Source organism: Clostridium sp. UMB9555A (assembly GCF_030222355.1).
Taxonomy (GTDB): Bacteria; Bacillota; Clostridia; order Clostridiales; family Clostridiaceae; genus Sarcina; species Sarcina perfringens.
This window is the reverse complement of sequence record NZ_JASORQ010000003.1, coordinates 134,658-150,990: the sequence shown is the minus strand read 5'-3', so window position 1 is coordinate 150,990 and position 16,333 is coordinate 134,658. Positions and strand designations below refer to the sequence as shown.

At 25.8% G+C, this 16,333-nt stretch carries 15 protein-coding genes; 13 read left to right on the top strand and 2 right to left on the bottom strand.

Features of this window, described 5'->3' with window-relative positions; translation table 11 throughout:
* Positions 1-112: 112 nt before the first annotated feature.
* Entirely contained in the window at positions 113-2,314 is a 2,202-nt protein-coding gene (locus QP548_RS10740; RefSeq protein ID WP_061426404.1) for an alpha-galactosidase, read from the top strand.
* Between the two features lie 367 nt (positions 2,315-2,681).
* Positions 2,682-4,484, top strand: a complete 1,803-nt coding sequence (locus QP548_RS10735) for a glycerophosphodiester phosphodiesterase (protein WP_061426405.1) — start codon at positions 2,682-2,684, stop codon at positions 4,482-4,484.
* A 186-nt stretch (positions 4,485-4,670) separates the two neighbouring features.
* Here QP548_RS10735 and srtB read toward each other — a convergent pair whose 3' ends face one another.
* Positions 4,671-5,420, bottom strand: coding sequence for a class B sortase (gene srtB, locus QP548_RS10730; protein WP_061426406.1), 750 nt, complete (start codon positions 5,418-5,420; stop codon positions 4,671-4,673).
* Between the two features lie 232 nt (positions 5,421-5,652).
* Here srtB and QP548_RS10725 point away from each other — a divergent pair, with 232 nt between their 5' ends.
* From QP548_RS10725 to QP548_RS10700, 6 genes are all read left to right on the top strand, one after another.
* Entirely contained in the window at positions 5,653-6,180 is a 528-nt protein-coding gene (locus QP548_RS10725; RefSeq protein WP_061426407.1) for a signal peptidase I, read from the top strand.
* Positions 6,181-6,223: 43 nt separating this feature from the next.
* Positions 6,224-6,955, top strand: coding sequence for a BsaA family SipW-dependent biofilm matrix protein (locus tag QP548_RS10720; RefSeq protein ID WP_061426408.1), 732 nt, complete (start codon positions 6,224-6,226; stop codon positions 6,953-6,955).
* A 46-nt stretch (positions 6,956-7,001) separates the two neighbouring features.
* Positions 7,002-7,733, top strand: a complete 732-nt coding sequence (locus QP548_RS10715) for a hypothetical protein (protein ID WP_061426409.1) — start codon at positions 7,002-7,004, stop codon at positions 7,731-7,733.
* A 2-nt stretch (positions 7,734-7,735) separates the two neighbouring features.
* Positions 7,736-8,362 (top strand): hypothetical protein, encoded by a 627-nt coding sequence (locus tag QP548_RS10710; RefSeq protein WP_061426410.1) that lies wholly within the window; start codon positions 7,736-7,738, stop codon positions 8,360-8,362.
* Between the two features lie 16 nt (positions 8,363-8,378).
* On the top strand, positions 8,379-10,247 hold the full coding sequence (locus tag QP548_RS10705; protein WP_061426411.1) for a vWA domain-containing protein: 1,869 nt from the start codon (positions 8,379-8,381) through the stop codon (positions 10,245-10,247).
* A 274-nt stretch (positions 10,248-10,521) separates the two neighbouring features.
* Positions 10,522-11,238 (top strand): LytR/AlgR family response regulator transcription factor, encoded by a 717-nt coding sequence (locus QP548_RS10700; RefSeq protein ID WP_061426412.1) that lies wholly within the window; start codon positions 10,522-10,524, stop codon positions 11,236-11,238.
* 177 nt (positions 11,239-11,415) lie between these two features.
* On the opposite strand, the gene QP548_RS10695 is transcribed toward QP548_RS10700, so the two are convergent.
* Positions 11,416-11,538 (bottom strand): hypothetical protein, encoded by a 123-nt coding sequence (locus QP548_RS10695; RefSeq protein ID WP_265156941.1) that lies wholly within the window; start codon positions 11,536-11,538, stop codon positions 11,416-11,418.
* Positions 11,539-11,644: 106 nt separating this feature from the next.
* Here QP548_RS10695 and QP548_RS10690 point away from each other — a divergent pair, with 106 nt between their 5' ends.
* The 5 genes from QP548_RS10690 (at position 11,645) to QP548_RS10670 (ending at position 16,191) form a co-directional block, all read left to right on the top strand.
* Positions 11,645-12,529: a sensor histidine kinase gene (locus tag QP548_RS10690; RefSeq protein WP_170869542.1), complete on the top strand. Its 885-nt coding sequence runs from the start codon at positions 11,645-11,647 to the stop codon at positions 12,527-12,529.
* A gap of 155 nt (positions 12,530-12,684) precedes the next feature.
* Positions 12,685-13,491: an SGNH/GDSL hydrolase family protein gene (locus tag QP548_RS10685; RefSeq protein WP_061426413.1), complete on the top strand. Its 807-nt coding sequence runs from the start codon at positions 12,685-12,687 to the stop codon at positions 13,489-13,491.
* 368 nt (positions 13,492-13,859) lie between these two features.
* Entirely contained in the window at positions 13,860-14,303 is a 444-nt protein-coding gene (locus QP548_RS10680) for a PTS sugar transporter subunit IIA (protein ID WP_061426414.1), read from the top strand.
* Between the two features lie 175 nt (positions 14,304-14,478).
* A complete protein-coding gene (locus QP548_RS10675) occupies positions 14,479-14,751 on the top strand; it encodes a PTS sugar transporter subunit IIB (protein WP_003471182.1) in 273 nt (90 codons plus the stop codon).
* A 168-nt stretch (positions 14,752-14,919) separates the two neighbouring features.
* Positions 14,920-16,191, top strand: coding sequence for a PTS ascorbate transporter subunit IIC (locus QP548_RS10670; protein ID WP_003461029.1), 1,272 nt, complete (start codon positions 14,920-14,922; stop codon positions 16,189-16,191).
* Positions 16,192-16,333: the final 142 nt, after the last annotated feature.

Here is a 16,333-nt window from a genome sequence, read left to right as displayed (position 1 = left end):
TGTTAAGGTTTTCTTAAAAGGTTAAATTTTCTTTAGAAGTTAAAATCAATTTAGAAGAGTTCATACAAAATATTAGTATTAATATAGGGGGAAAGAGTTAATAGATAACTTTATGAGAATTATGAGTATAAATTATAATGAGAATTTTAAAACTTTTCATCTAAGGACAAAGAAAACAAGTTATGTTTTGAAGGTTATGGAGACAGGACATTTAAGTCATTTGTATTGGGGAAGAAAGTTAAAAGCTGATAACCTAGAGTATTTTTTTAGAAGAAGAGGCTTTGGAAGTTTTGCCGCTGATACTGATAATATAAGTGGATTTCAGTTAGAGTTAATACCTCAGGAGTGTCCAACCTTTGGAGCTACTGATTTAAGAAGTCCAAGTTTAGAGTTTCAATATGAAGATGGTACATCAGCTACTGATTTAAGATATAAGTCACATAGAATTTATGAAGGAAAGCAAAGACTTTCAGGTTTACCAGCTGTGTATGTTGAAAGTGAGGAAGAGGCTACTTCTCTAGAAATAACTTTAGTTGATTCTTTAAAAAACTTAGAGGTTATCTTAACATATAATGTTTTTGAAAACTTTGATGCTATTACAAAAAGTTTAAAGATAGTGAATAATAGTGATGAAAAGATAAATATAGAGAGAGTTTTAAGTGCCAATGTAGATTTTACAACTGATGAATTTGATTTTATTCAGCTTTCAGGATCTTGGGGAAGAGAGAGACATATTCTTAGGAATCCTTTAAGAAGTGGAAGTCAAGCTATTGAAAGTAGAAGAGGGGCAAGTAGCCATGCTCAAAATCCATTTATGGCTCTATGTAGTAAGGATACCAATGAAGAATATGGAGAAGTTTATGGTTTTAGCTTAGTTTATAGTGGAAACTTCTTAGCTAATGTGGAAGTTGATATGTATAGAAATGCAAGAGCTCAAATAGGAATAAATCCTTTTGATTTTAAATGGTTACTTGAGTCAAAAGAAGAGTTTCAAGCACCGGAGGTAGTTTTAGTTTATTCCTCAAAGGGACTAAATGGCATGTCTCAAATTTACCATAATCTTTATAGAAAGAGATTGTGTAGAGGAAATTATAGAGATAAGATAAGGCCTATACTTATAAATAACTGGGAAGCCACATATTTTGACTTTAATGAGGTTAAGATAAAGGAAATAGCTAAGGAAGCTTCAAAGTTAGGAATGGAACTTTTTGTTCTTGATGATGGATGGTTTGGAAATAGAAATGATGATAAAAGTTCCTTAGGAGATTGGTTTGTTAATGAGGAAAAATTAAAGGGTGGACTTAGTAAACTAGCTAAGGACATAAACAATATGGGTTTAAAGTTTGGATTATGGTTTGAGCCTGAGATGATTTCACCTATTAGTAAACTTTATGAAAAACATCCAAATTGGTGTATTCATATTCCAGGAAGAACTAGATCACAGGCAAGAAGTCAGTTAATATTAGACCTATCAAGGAAAGAAGTATGTGATTATATAATAGAATCTATTAGTAAAATTCTTGAAAGTGCTAATATATCTTATGTTAAGTGGGATATGAATAGAAATATGACAGAGGTGGGTTCATTAGGATTGAATTCAGAGAGACAAAGAGAAACAGCTCATAGATATATTTTGGGATTATATAGGGTTATGGAGGAAATAACAAGTAGATTCCCTAATGTATTATTTGAAAGCTGCTCAGGTGGTGGTGGAAGATTTGACCCAGGAATGCTTTATTATATGCCTCAAACTTGGACAAGTGATGATACAGATGCCATAGAAAGATTAAAAATACAGTTTGGAACCTCTATGGTATATCCTCCAATTTCCATGGGATGCCATGTATCAGCAGTTCCTAATCATCAAGCTAATAGAATAACTCCACTTGAAACTAGAGGGGTATCTGCCATGGCTGGAAACTTTGGATATGAGCTTGATATAACTAAATTAAATGAGGAAGAAAAGGAAGAACTAAAGCAACAAATAAGTTTATATAAAGAAATTAGAGAAACTGTACAATTTGGAACCTTATATAGATTAAAGAGTCCTTTTAATAGTAATGAAGTAGCATGGATGATGATTTCAGAAGATAAGAATGAGGTTGTTGTAAGCTATGTTAGACAGTGGGCTTTAGTAAATGAAAGCTTTAGCAATTTAAAACTTACAGCCTTAGATAAGGATTCAGAGTATGAAATAATAGGCGAGGATATAGTGCTTAGTGGAGATGAACTTATGTATATAGGTTTAAATATTCCAGAACTTCAGGGAGATTATGTTTCAAAACTTTGGAGGCTAAAGAAAAAAGTTTTATAATGGTGAATTTTAGTGGAAATGAGCTCAGCTATATACCTATAACTAACTTAAAGTTAGCATTATTACTTTAAGTTTAGCTTTTAATTTATATCTTTAAATAAAAAAGAATTTTCTATCTTTAATTAGAGAATAGATATGGTTATATATAACTTGAAGCATATGGAAAACCACTTAAAATACAGTATAGAATAATAGTTCATAATTAACTTTTTTTATATGTTTTTATAATATATAGGAGTTTAATTATGAACTTTTTTAAGTTATAATTAACAATATATTTTTATTAGGATAGTTTATTTTATAAAAATTTTTTGAAATAAATTATTGATGGAGAAGTATATTAAATAAGTTGCAAATGAGGATGACTATGAATAAAAAAATATTTAGAAACTTTATATGGTTAATGAAATATAATTTAAGTACTTTATTTATTTTTGAATTATTCCATAAGGGATTAGCTTTGATATTAATTTGGCCAATTATTCAATTATTCATAAATTTATCAATAAAAAAATCAGGATATGTGTATCTTGTTACGGAAAATCTAATTAAGATATTAACTAATCCATCATCAATAATATTAATGTTAATATCAATTATAATTTTAGGGTTTTATATGTTTTTTGAAATAGCTGCTGTAATTATATGTATTGATGAGGCGAGGATAGGCAATAAAATTAAGGTGTCTAAGTTGATTGTTGCTGCTTTCAAAAGAAGTTTAGTAATATTAAATCCTAAAAATATACTATTATTTATATTTGTATTGCTAATAATCCCACTTACTAATTTGAATTTAACTTCTGGATTAGTAGGAAGTATAAAGGTGCCAGAATATATTTTAGACTACATATACTCAAATACTATTTTAAATATAATTTATACAATTATATTCTTACTATTATATATACTGGTTAGTAGATGGATTTTTAGTATTTACGAAATAATATTAAATACTAAGAGTTTTAATAGGGCAGTAAAAGAGAGTTTGAAGTTTACAAAGGGAAAGTTAATTAAAATAATTCTTTATTCCATAAGCTTATTTACTATTATGTATTTAGTTGGATTTTTAATTAATATTATTGGGATTTTTTTAATCGCAGTATGGACTAAATATGTTACTGATATGAATGGCTTGAAAGAATTATTTATAAGTAGAAGCATTATGTTTAACTATTATTCTGCTTTTATTGGAGGAATATTTTTATTTTTAATAAGTATAGGCTTCTTTTTAACTCTTTATTATGAATATAAAGGAATTGAGATATGTAAAAATAAAGTTCAGAATAAGAGAAGATCTGAAAAGAGAGAAGTATTAAAAAAGTTTTTAAAATTAGTAATTATAGTACTAGTTATTGATATAGAAGCATTTGCTTTTTCTAATAATAGTCAAAGTATTTTTAATCTAGAAATGTTTTATAATACTACAGCTACAGCTCATAGGGGAGCATCTTTGTTAGCACCAGAAAATACCTTAGCAGCTTTTAAAATTGCAGCTGATAGTAAAGCAGAATATGCTGAGCTTGATGTGCAGGAAACTAAGGATGGTCAACTAGTAATAACTCATGATTCTAATTTAAAAAGAGTTACAGGAGTTAATAAAAATGTATGGGATGATAATTATGATGAAATCAAAAAATATGATGCAGGTAGTCATTTTGACGAGAATTATAAAGGCGAGAAAATGCCTACTCTTGAGGAAGTTTTAAAGTTTTCTAAAGGAAAAATAAAATTACTAATAGAGATAAAGTTACATGGTCATGAAAAAGATGATGTAGTTAAAAAAGTAGTGGATTTAATAAAAGAAAATAAAATGAGTAATCAATGTATAATAGGTTCCATGGACAAAAATATATTAAAAGAAGTGAAAAAGATAGATCCAAATATGATTACTTGTTATATAACAGCTTTTGCTTATGGTGATTTTTATGATTGGGATTTTGTTGATATATACTCTATAGAATCAACATTTGTAAATGAAACTACAGTTGATAATGTACATGATATGGGAAAACAAATTTTCGTATGGAGTGTAAATAATGAGAGTGAAATGGAACGATTAATAGATTTAAATGTAGACAGTATAATTACAGATAATCCATACTTAGTATTAGATACGATACATTGGAAAGAGAATAACTTTATAAAATTAATTGCAGATGAGCTTTTCTGATTAGTTTAAATAAGGAAATGTATAAGATATAGGGGTAAATTATTGTGTAATAAATATTTATAAAATAAACTTGAAATTTCAAACTGTTATGAAAGTATTATCACCATAATTTTATTGAATAAGTAAAAAGCATCAAATTAAAGTTTGGATGCTTTTTACTTATCTTTTTATATTTATAAAGTTTTTTTAATCAATTTCTTTTGCAACAATTACTATTCTAGCGTTAACAAAATCATATCCACAGGTTATTAAAGTTAAGATTCTATCATTATCATTTAAATCTATGCCTTCTCTTTTAAATAGTGATTTTGCTTCCTGTTCCTTTAAATATTTTTCATACTCTTCTTTATTTGAAAATTTGATTTTTATTTGAGATTCTAAGTCCTTAGCATTTTCTTGGTAAACTGAAAAAATTTCAAATGTTGATTTTTTTCCATCTCTATAAAGAGTTATATATTTATTTGAATTGAAGAAATTCTCATTTTTAAAATGTTTAATTTGAGCAAACATAGTATCATTTCTCATGTTATGACCATAAACAACTATATTAGAATCATCATTTAAATTATTTTCTGAGTTAACAAAAATTGAACCTGAGAAGCTTTTTTCTTTGTTAAAGTTATGATGCAAGTAGAAATCATTATCTTTTCCTTGAACCACTGGGAAATCTATATTAGTTCCTTCAACTTTTATCCAAAATCTATAGTCTGAATTTATATTTTTTAAATTCTTTTCATTCTCTACATCTTTCTTATTTTCATCTGGATCTTTATTAATAGAAGAATCAGATAGAGGAGAAAGACTTCTTAAGCTATCATAATCCCTTGAATCAGTATAATATCCTAAACGTTTTTGGTATATTTTCATTGCACAAAAGAAAATTATAATTAATAGAATTAAACTTATTATTTTCTTAATTCTTTTTGAACTTTTCATAATACTCACCTCTAAATAACAACTTAAATTTTTCCAAAAAAACTACGATAGTTTCAATGTTACACCAATTTATTTATGAATACAACAATAGATTTTTATATTTTTGAATTTACATTTACGCAGTAAAAAATGTAATTCACGCCATATTTATTGAGCTAGTGAATTTATGATGATATAAATACTTTGCAAGTAAGAGATTTAAATAAATTATAAAATTGAAAAGGAACAATATATGAAAGGTAGTATAAAGATTTTATGTAATATTTTGTTTTATGCTTTTTTAATAATATTTATAGCGTTTTTAATTTTAGGTTTTATTGATAATAAAAGTGAGTGTGGAGTTAGCATAAGCGGATATAGAGTTTATGATATTTTAACTGGAAGTATGAGTCCTACTATAAATCCAGGAAATTTTGTAGTTGTAAAAGAAATTTCACCAAATGAGGTGAAGATAAATGATGTTATAACCTTTAAAAGCGATATAACTAATAATGTAACAACTCATAGAGTTATAAAAATAATAAATAATAATGGAGAGATTAAGTTCATTACAAAAGGAGATGCAAATAATACTCAAGACCCTATGCCATTAAGTGAAAGACTACTTATAGGAAAGGTAATATTCCAAATTCCTTATTTAGGTGGGATTTTAAGGAGTCTACAAAACAATAAAATCATACTTATTTGTGGATTTTTATTTGTTATTTTTGCTAGCCTCATATCAGATAGGTGTAAAAAGGCGAAAAATGGTTTTAAATAATAAAAATAATATAAATAATCGTTAATTTAGGAGGTAGATTTAATTGAGTAAGAAAAAAATTATAGGTTTATGCATAGCTAGTGCTTTAGTAATAGGAAGTATAGGAGGATCTTTAGCTTGGTTTACCTCAAGCGATTCTGTAACTAACCCTTTTGCAACAGCAAGTACAGATAATCCTAATGATCCAAATTCAGGTATAAAAATAAATGAGAATTTCGATAAGGATAAAGCTGACAATACTTTACCAGGAGATAACATAACAAAACAAGTTAATGTAAGTAATAAAGCTACATATGATCAATTAATTAGAGCTAAAATTAAAAAAGTGTGGAAAGATTCTAATGGAAATGAAATAACTAGTATATGGATTAAAGATGGACAAAGAGTTCCAGCAAATACTAGTGGAGCTAAAGAAGAAAAATTAAATACAGATTACATAGTTTTAAAATTTGAAAATGATACTGATGGAAATAGATTAACTGACATAGCGAATCCAGAGCAAGGAAAGTGGATAAAAGGAGCAGATGCAAATTTAGGTGCTGATGGTGGATATTATTACTATTACGATGTAGTAGCACCAAAAGCTAAGACGGGAAATTTATTAGAAAGTGTTACATTGTCACAAAATACTCCAAATGAGTATAAAGGATTAAAATTTGATGTAATTGTTGATTCAGAAGGTGTTCAAGCAGCTAATGGAGCAGTAAGTGATTCTTGGACAACTGCACCTCAAGCTATAAAAGATTTAGGTGCAGGAATTAATGCTCATAAATAATTAATATATAAATTTATTTATAATAATGGTGCAAGGAGTGAAAAGGATGAAAAATCTAATAAAATCCTTTTTATTTACCATGACATTCCTTTTAATAGTATGTAAACCAGGGGTTGCAAGTACATTTGCAACCCCTAATATTGAATTACAGGGAAATGCTAATGGTATAGTATTCATTCAGGGAGATGAGCCTTTTTTATGGTCAGATAATATGCTTCCAGGGGATAAATTTGAGAGAAGTATTTTATTAAATAATAAGTATGATAACTCTTATAAGATTTTTATGAGAGCTGAACGAGTTAGTAAAAAGGAAGATTATGATTTATTAGAAAAAACAAAACTTAAGGTTTTATATGATGGAGATTATATATATGATGGCGCTATTAGTGGACAGAATGGGTTAGAAAACAATATTTACTTAGGTGTAGTAGAGCCAGGAGAATGCAGAAAGCTTGAAGCATTTGCTGAATTTCCAGGATCAGAACTTGGAAATGAATATAAAAATAAAAAATGTCAAGTTGATTGGATTTTCACTGCTGTTAGAGTAGGGGAGACGGATAATGAAAATATTTCAGGTGGTAAGGAAATAAACGAAGGTAATATAGATTCTAATAAAAATAATATTAAAGATATAATTAAAAAAATTATAGTTCCTAAAACTGGAGATAGTAGTTTGATTTTATATTTTATAATTTTTTCATTATGTTCTATTGTTCTTTTAGTTTTAAATAATAATTTTATAAAAAATAAAATAAAGATTTTCAAAAAAGAGGAATGATTATGAAAAGAAAAAAAGGAGTAGTTAAAGTTTTCTTTGGAGTTTTGGCAGTAACTAGCATTATATCTGTAACAGTATTTGGGGAAAACTTTATTTCGCTAGATAGTATAAAAAATAAATTTTCACTAGGAAGTATAGAAACGGAAATTACCGAAAAATTTGATGCTCCAAATGAATGGAATGGAAGCAACATAAATAAGAAGGTTTCAATTAAAAATACTGGGAAAAGTAGTGAACTTATTAGGGTTAGTTTAATACCGAGATGGGTTGATGAAAATGAAAATCCTTGGGCTGGAGATTCAAATCTAATTCAATTAAATTTAAATGAAAATAATTTAGCTAGTTTGGATAAAGATAATATTGATGATTTATGGGTTGATGGTAAGGATGGTTATTTTTATTATATGGCAAAATTAGAAAGTGGAAGTGTGACAAAAGAATTATTAAAAAGTGTAGAAATAAAAAAAGATTCTATACAAAATTCTTTAAAAGAAAAATATAATGGGAAAAAGGTTAAGGTGGATGTAAAGGTAGAAGCAATTCAACCAAATAAAGATGCTTTAATAAAAAAGTGGACAATAATAGATAAAAATATAGAAAATAAATTTTTAGAAATTTTAGGTGAGTAGTTAGGGGGGAAGATTTATGAAAAACATAAGAAAATTTTTAGGGGTATTCCTTATAATAAGTTTAATTATAACCTTCCCAGTCTTAAACGTAAGTGGTGTTGAGAATAGTGGAGTTAAGGATGAGTTCAATGACATTGGTAATGGAAGTGAAGGGAAAATATGTAGTTATGATGGTACAGAAATACTTAAAGAGGCAACACAAAGTCCAGATGAAAATGGTAATTATGAAATAACTTTAACTGTAAAAGGAAAGCCTAAAAAAGTCACTGAACCTGTAGAATTATTATTAATTATGGATGCTTCTAATAGTATGTACTATGATATGGATGAATTAAAAGCGTCTATGAATTCTTTAGTTGATAATGTTATTGATAATATTCCTAATTCTAAAATTGCAGTTGTGGCCTTTGGTACAGAGGTTAAGGAAGTCTTTTCATTTAATGATAAAAATAACTTTATTTCAAAGGAAGAGTATAAAAAAGCTATAAAAGATTCTTATAATTCTATAACAGGAATGGGAAATACCAACATAGAGGGTTCTTGGAGGCTAGCTGATGAAATATTTAAAAAAGAACTTAATAATAACTCTACTTCAAAGAAGAATGTTGTTTTCTTTAGTGATGGGTATCCAAATATAACTAATAATGGAAGCTTTGCTATGGGGTATATAGCAAGAGATAAAGGCTATAGTGATGAATATTGCAATCAGTTTTTAGATAATAAGGATTTTTGGGATGGATACAATTATAGAATAAAGAAAAAAGATCCTGAATATGAGAAATTTATAATGAGTGATAAATCTGATGGTAATTATAAAAGTATAAATGAATGGGCTTTATATGAATATAAAAAGTTTTTGAAAAATCATCCTAATACCAATATTTTTTCAGTTGCATTAATTGATAATATCACTGAAGTAGAGATTAAAGATATTGCAAAAGAGCTTTTAGGAGAAATGCAAAACTCTGGATACTTTACTATAGATTCTAGAGAAAGTGATAGTAAAAATGAAAATAACAAAAAAAGTTTAAAAGAAATATATGATAAGATTGCAAATAATATTATATTAGATAAAAATATGGCTAAAGGATTAAAAATAACAGATGTTGTTTCTAAAGATTTTAAAATTGTAAAAAATGGTTCTTATGATGGGAAAAATTCTAAAGTAATAAATTTAGAGAATAATTCTATTATTGATTTAGAAGAAAATATTGAAGGAAATAAAATAAGTTGGGATAGAGGAAAAAATACAATTGATAGTACAGATGGAATTCAATTTAAGTTTAAAATAAAACCTAAAAATGAATATTGGGGAACTGGAGAAAATAAGGTGCCTACAAATGACATTGCTACTATTAACTATAAAAAACCAAATGAAGAAAATAAAATTATAGAAGGAATATTTAATGTACCAACAGTATCTATTCCATATAAATTAGGAACAATAAAGGTTACTAAGAAATTTTTTGATGAAAATGGTAATGAAGTTAAGATTGATGATAAAAAGAATTATATTGTTTGTATAGATGGTGGAGATTTAGGAAAATACTATCTAAAAGTTGATGGAAACGGAAATACTAAGATTTTAGATTTCTATATGAGAGATAAAAATACCGATATATCTAATAACAATGATAATAAAAAAGGATATTTAAAGGTTACAGAAGATTTAGAAAATAAAAGAGTATATACGGTTAGTGAAATTAATACTATGGATTCAGAAACTAAATCAATTTTAATAAATGGTTCCCCAGGAAATACTTTTGAGTTAAATATGAAAAATAATAATATTGATATAGTAATAAATAGCATTATAAAAAAAGAAAAATACTTTCATGATAGTGATGAAAAGACTAATGACTTTGGAACAATAAAATTAAGTTAAATTTAAAAACTTTCTACTAAAAATATTTTATTATTTTAAGTGGAAAGTTTTTTTATTGCAGTTTACGCTTAAAAATATGCAGTTTACGCTTGGAAAGTAGAAAAAATTAATTTAGAAGTTTATTATATTTAACAGAAAGTTTTCAAATAATTACAAAAATAGAAAAAATATTGATGGATATGTATTTGAAATGATATGTTTAATATGAATTATTGAAAGATTGAGTTAATTATTATGATTTACGTGGCTTGTTAACATTATTAGGAGGGAAAATATGTTGAATATAGCTATATGTGACGATGAAAAAATTCAATGTGCTATAGTAAAAAAGATGATTTCAAAAATATGTGCTAAAAATAATATGGAAATAAGTATTGATGAATTTAATTCGGCAAGTGAATTAATTAATATCTACAATAGAAATATTAAGAAATATAGTATAATTTTATGTGACATAATCATGGATGAAATGAATGGAATTGAATTGATTAGGAGAATGAGAAAAATAGATTCATCATTTCAAGCAATAATTATAACTGGAAGTAATGAATATGTATTTGATGGCTATGATGTTGGAGCTTTAAATTATCTTATGAAACCAATTGATTCTAATAAATTAGAAAAAGAATTTTTGAGAGCGATTAAAAGTTTGAATTATGCTAGCCCATCAACATATACAATCAATATAAATGGGAAAATAAGTTTTATAGATTTATCTTCAGTTTTATTTTTTGAAGTTAATAATAAGACTATTACAGCTAATCTAGAAAATAAAAATATAGATTTTAGTATGAAAATAAAAGTTTTAGAAGAAGAATTAGAAGATAAAAATTTTTTAAGGTGCCATAGAAGTTATTTAGTAAATATGTCTCAAGTTGAAACTATATTACAAAATAAAATTATGCTTAAAAATGGGAATAGTATTCCTATTGGAAGATGTTATAAAAAGAATTTGAAAAAATATATATTAGAAATGATTAATGGTATTTAATAGTATGCAATTTAATTATTTTACTAGCCTTTTATACAGTGTATATATAGTTTCATTAGGAATTATGTTTTTTTTTAAGTTAAGGAAAAAATTAACCTTAAAAAAGAGAATTTTAAGTGTAGGCTTTATAAGTGTACTTGTCTTATTTATGAATTTAAATTTTAAAATTAATATTTTTTATTGTATGGCTGAGACAATAATAATATTTTCTATTATACATCTTGCTGTAATTAATAAAGTATTTGTAAGTTTAACAATAACATCAGTATATTCGTTAGCTGTATATTTAGCTAGATACATAATTTTTTTAATATACTCCATAATGTTTTTTGACTTGAAAATATTAAAAGGTTTGAATGAAAGATTATTGATGATATTAATTTGTGTTATGTTAATAGGATCAATTTTGTACATAAAGTATTTACTTAAAATTGCATTCTCCAATAAGGTAATTACTATAAAAAATTATACTAGATTTACTATTATTTTAGTAATAGCGGTTATATTATCAGTTAAATTATTTGATAGTATAAAAGTAAGCAGTATTCATATATATAAAGCCTGTATAATTGCAATCAATATTACAATATATTTAGGAGTAGTATATTCATGTGTATATAGAAAATATAAAGAAAAAAAATTGGAGTCTAAGCTAAAATTATTAGAAAATCAATTAGATTATCAAAAGTATTATTATGAAAAGGTAATTGACAACTATTATGATGGAAAAAAATTATTGCATGATATAAATAATCATATGAGTGTAATAAAATATTTTTTAGAAAATGAAGATTATAAAAGTATGAGTGAATACATAAATAAATTAAGCGAAAGAATTCCTAATAGTAAAAATAGTAATATTTGTTCTAATAAAATAATAAATGCTATATTTCTTGAAAAAGCTAGAATATGTAAAGAAAAAAATATAAATATAAGTTTTGATGTATGTGTTAACTCTGAATTAGATATAGATACTATAGATATTTGCACAGTATTTGGAAATTTAATAGACAATGCAATCGAAGCATGTGATAAAAATGTAGGAGAAAAATTTATTAAAATAAGTACACGAGTTTGTTTGAATCAATTACATATAAAAATAATTAACTCTAAAGAAAATAAGATTAAGAAGCAAAATGGGAAGTTTTTAAGTAGTAAAATTGATAGTAATAATCATGGAATAGGATTAGAAAATGTTAAACAAGCAGTATACAAAAATCAAGGAGATATTGAATTTAGGGATTTTAAAAATTTATTTGATGTAAGTCTATATATGAAATGTATAAACTGAATATTAATTTATTAAGATGATAATCATAAAAAAATTACTGTTTTTATGTGTTTACTTAATTAATTTACAAAATATACTGTAAAAATGCCCAGTTTTTAGATAAAATATAGAATATATAACAAATTATCTCACAAATAAAAATATGGAGGAAAACTATGAAAACTGGAAGAAGAGTTAAAAATCCTAAAAAAACTTCTTCTAATAGAAGTAAATATAAGGTTCTAGATATTTCAATAATAATTTTAATAATAGCTTTAGCATTAGTTATAGCTGTTGGAACCATAAGGGATAAGAAGACTTTAGCTAAAAATATGGAAATTTACAGTGCAGATTCAAGTAATAATTCTGAAAATAATGAAAAGCAAGCGACCACACCAAATCCTTATGAAAAAATAAAGAAAGGTGAAGAAGTTAATATTTTAGTTTTAGGTAACGGCGTAGGACTTAGTGAAGGAAAAACAGATGAAAGTGGTAATTGGACAAGTAGTCTTTCTAAATGGTTAGAAGAAACATATAAATCAAAGGCTAATATAACAAATTTATCACAAGATAAAGCTACAGTTAAAGTAGGTTTAGAGGAACTAGAGAAAAATAAAGATAATTTTGATTTAGCTTACATAATATTTGGTGAAGATGATCAAAAAGCACTTAAACCTAATGAATTCAAAGAAGATTATGAAAAAATAATTAAGAATTTAAAGGAAAGAAATAAAAATATCTCTATAGTTCCTATAATAGAGAATTCTCTTAGAAAGAAGAATGAATACACAAATATAATTGAAGACATTGGAAAAGCTAATGATTTAAAGGTTTTAGATATGGCTACAGTATTTACAAAGGATCCAGCCCCTTATGCTAAATTAACAACTAAGGGTGGAATATATCCAAATAATGTAGGATATAGTCTATATTTTTCTAATATAAAATCTTTAATAGAAGCTAATATAGCAGCTTTAAATTAATATAATTTATATTTTAGAAAAGATTAAGTTTATAGGGAAATTTAATAAAGCAAAATATCTTTTAATAAGTGAATTATAAATATCACATTTATAGTATACTAATTATTCTAGTTAATAAAGAATAGTTAGTATATAAATGTGATATTTTTTTATTTAAGTAAAATTTAATTTTTATAAGGATATTAAATTTAAGATGGTTAAATATTTACTTTTTTATTTTGTATTTAAAAGGGTTATTTTACTTAAATATCCTTTAAAATTGACTTTAAATGCTTTGGAATGATAATATACTTAGGTAAATTTAACATATTTATAAAGTAATTAGGGGTTTTTGTTTGTATGATGTTAAATTAACGTAAGGAAAGTTGGTGAATTTTATTAGGGATTTATTAAATGAGAATAATATAATTCTCAAGGCTACGGCTTTTAACAAAGAAGAGGCAGTTAGGTTGGCTGCGGAACCTCTTTTAAGAGAGGAAAGTATAACAAAGGAATATGTAAAGGACATTTTAGAGAAAATCAATGATTTAGGACCATACATGGCAATTATGCCAGGGGTAGTTATTGCTCATTCTAGACCAGGTGATTATGTTCTTAAAGATTGTATTAGCATGCTTACTTTAGAAAATCCAGTTGAATTTGGTCATGAGGATAATGATCCAATAGAAATAATTTTTGTTATTGGAGCAAAGGAGAATACAGGTCATTTAGATGCTCTACAAGATTTAGCTAGGGTTTTAATAAATGAGGATTCTGTTAATAAAATTAAAAATGCTCAAAATAAAGAAGATATAATGGAGCTTTTTATGTAATTTATTAAACTTTTAAAAAAGCAACTTATAAAATATTTTAAATTAGGATATTTTATAAGTAATATTTATTTGTAGATAAATTTTAAGGGATGAATTGACTTCTAAGGGTATAACTATTAAAAGAATTTCTTGAGATTTAAAGCTATTTATATACTATGGAGAGGAGGGGATGTAGGTGAAAATTATGACTGTATGTGGATTTGGAGTTGGAACAAGTTTGCTTTTAAAAATGACAGTTGATTCAATTCTTGAAGAGGAAGGAATAAATGGTGAGGTTGAAGCTATTGATATGACTTCAGCATGTGGAAATTCTGCAGATTTAATTTTAACATCAAAAGAAATTGGAGAAGAGATAGAAGGGCAAGTAAGTGGAAAACTTGTTTATATATCAAACTTTATGGATAAAGAAGAAGTAAAGGAAAAGATTTTAAAAGCTATAAGAAATTAAGAAAAATATTGTGTTTATTTTAAATAGCTTTTATTTTGGATTTATCATTTTATAGAGAAATCACTAAGCATTAAGTTCATAATAAATTTATGTATGCTGCGATAACTCTTAATTTGTATGAAATCAAGGAAAAATTAAATTAGATTAAATAAAAAGGAATTATTAAAAATGAAAGAAATATTAGATTTTTGTGTAAGTTTTTTTAGAAATCCAGCTTTATTTATGGGGCTTGTAGTAGCAATTGGTTTAATACTTCAAAGAAAACCAATAGATGCTATTTTAAAAGGCATATTTAAAGGAATAATAGGAATGGTAATTCTACTTAAGGGGGTAGATATAGTAGTTTCTTCAATTACTCCTTTAGCTAATGCCTTTTCAGGATTATTTAACACTCAAAGCAATAGTACATTAGGAGATTTTAATGTATTTTTAGGTCAGTATGGAAGCTATGTTGGATTAATACTTCTTTGCGGATTTGTAATCAATATAATCATTGCTAGATATACAAGATTTAAGACTATATACTTAACAGGAAATATATTATTTTGGTATCCAATGCTTTTCTTAGCAGTTGGTATTGAAAATAATGTAAGTGGATTAAAGTTATTCATATTCACATTAATTATGTATATTTTAGTTATAACAATATTCCCATATATATTAAGAAAACATGTTAAGTATGTAACTGGAAATGATAGTTTTACTATTGGACATACTGCTTCAATATATTGTTTATTAGGTTCTTATATAGGAAAACTTGTTGGACAAAAAGATAAAAATATAGAGAATTTAAATCTTCCTAAGTCTTTAAGTTTCTTTAGAGATACAAATATAACAGCGGCAATAGTTATGTTTATAGTTTATATAATAGTTGGTTTATTTATAGGAAAAGAAAGTAGAATAGCTATATATGGAAGTGAGCCACTTATTACTTATTCTTTAATTCAAGGAATAACTTTTGCAGCAGGTATGATAATACTTTTAACAGGGGTAAGAATGATCTTAGGAGAAATAATACCATCATTTAAAGGTATAGCAGATAAATTAGCTAAGGGTTCAATTCCAGCTTTAGATATTCCTATGATATTCCCATATGGACCAAATGCTTTATTAATTGGATTCATAATAGCACTTATAACAAGTATAGGTACTTTATTCTTATTAGGAGCATCAGGGGTATTAACCTTTGCTCTTATACCACTAGTGGTTGCATGTTATTTTGATGTTGCCCCAGGAGCTATCTTTGCTAATGCAAGAGGTGGATGGCCAGCAGCTATAATTACAAGTGCCTTAGGAGGAATAATTCTAATGGTATTAGCAGCTATTTCTTTAAATTTAGTAAGTGGAACTGTAGGAAACTTCATTCAAACATATGGAGGAAATGAATTCTCAATATGGGTAATAATAGGTGACTTAGTAGGAAAGCTTTTTAGCATATAAAATAAAAGAGTTTAATTTAGAGATTAATATTATATAAAGTATCTATTATATGTAACAAATAAATAGGACTTTATAAAAATAACTTTTGATAAAACTTACAAACAGTATGAAGAGAAATATAGTAATTCTCATAATATGTTTG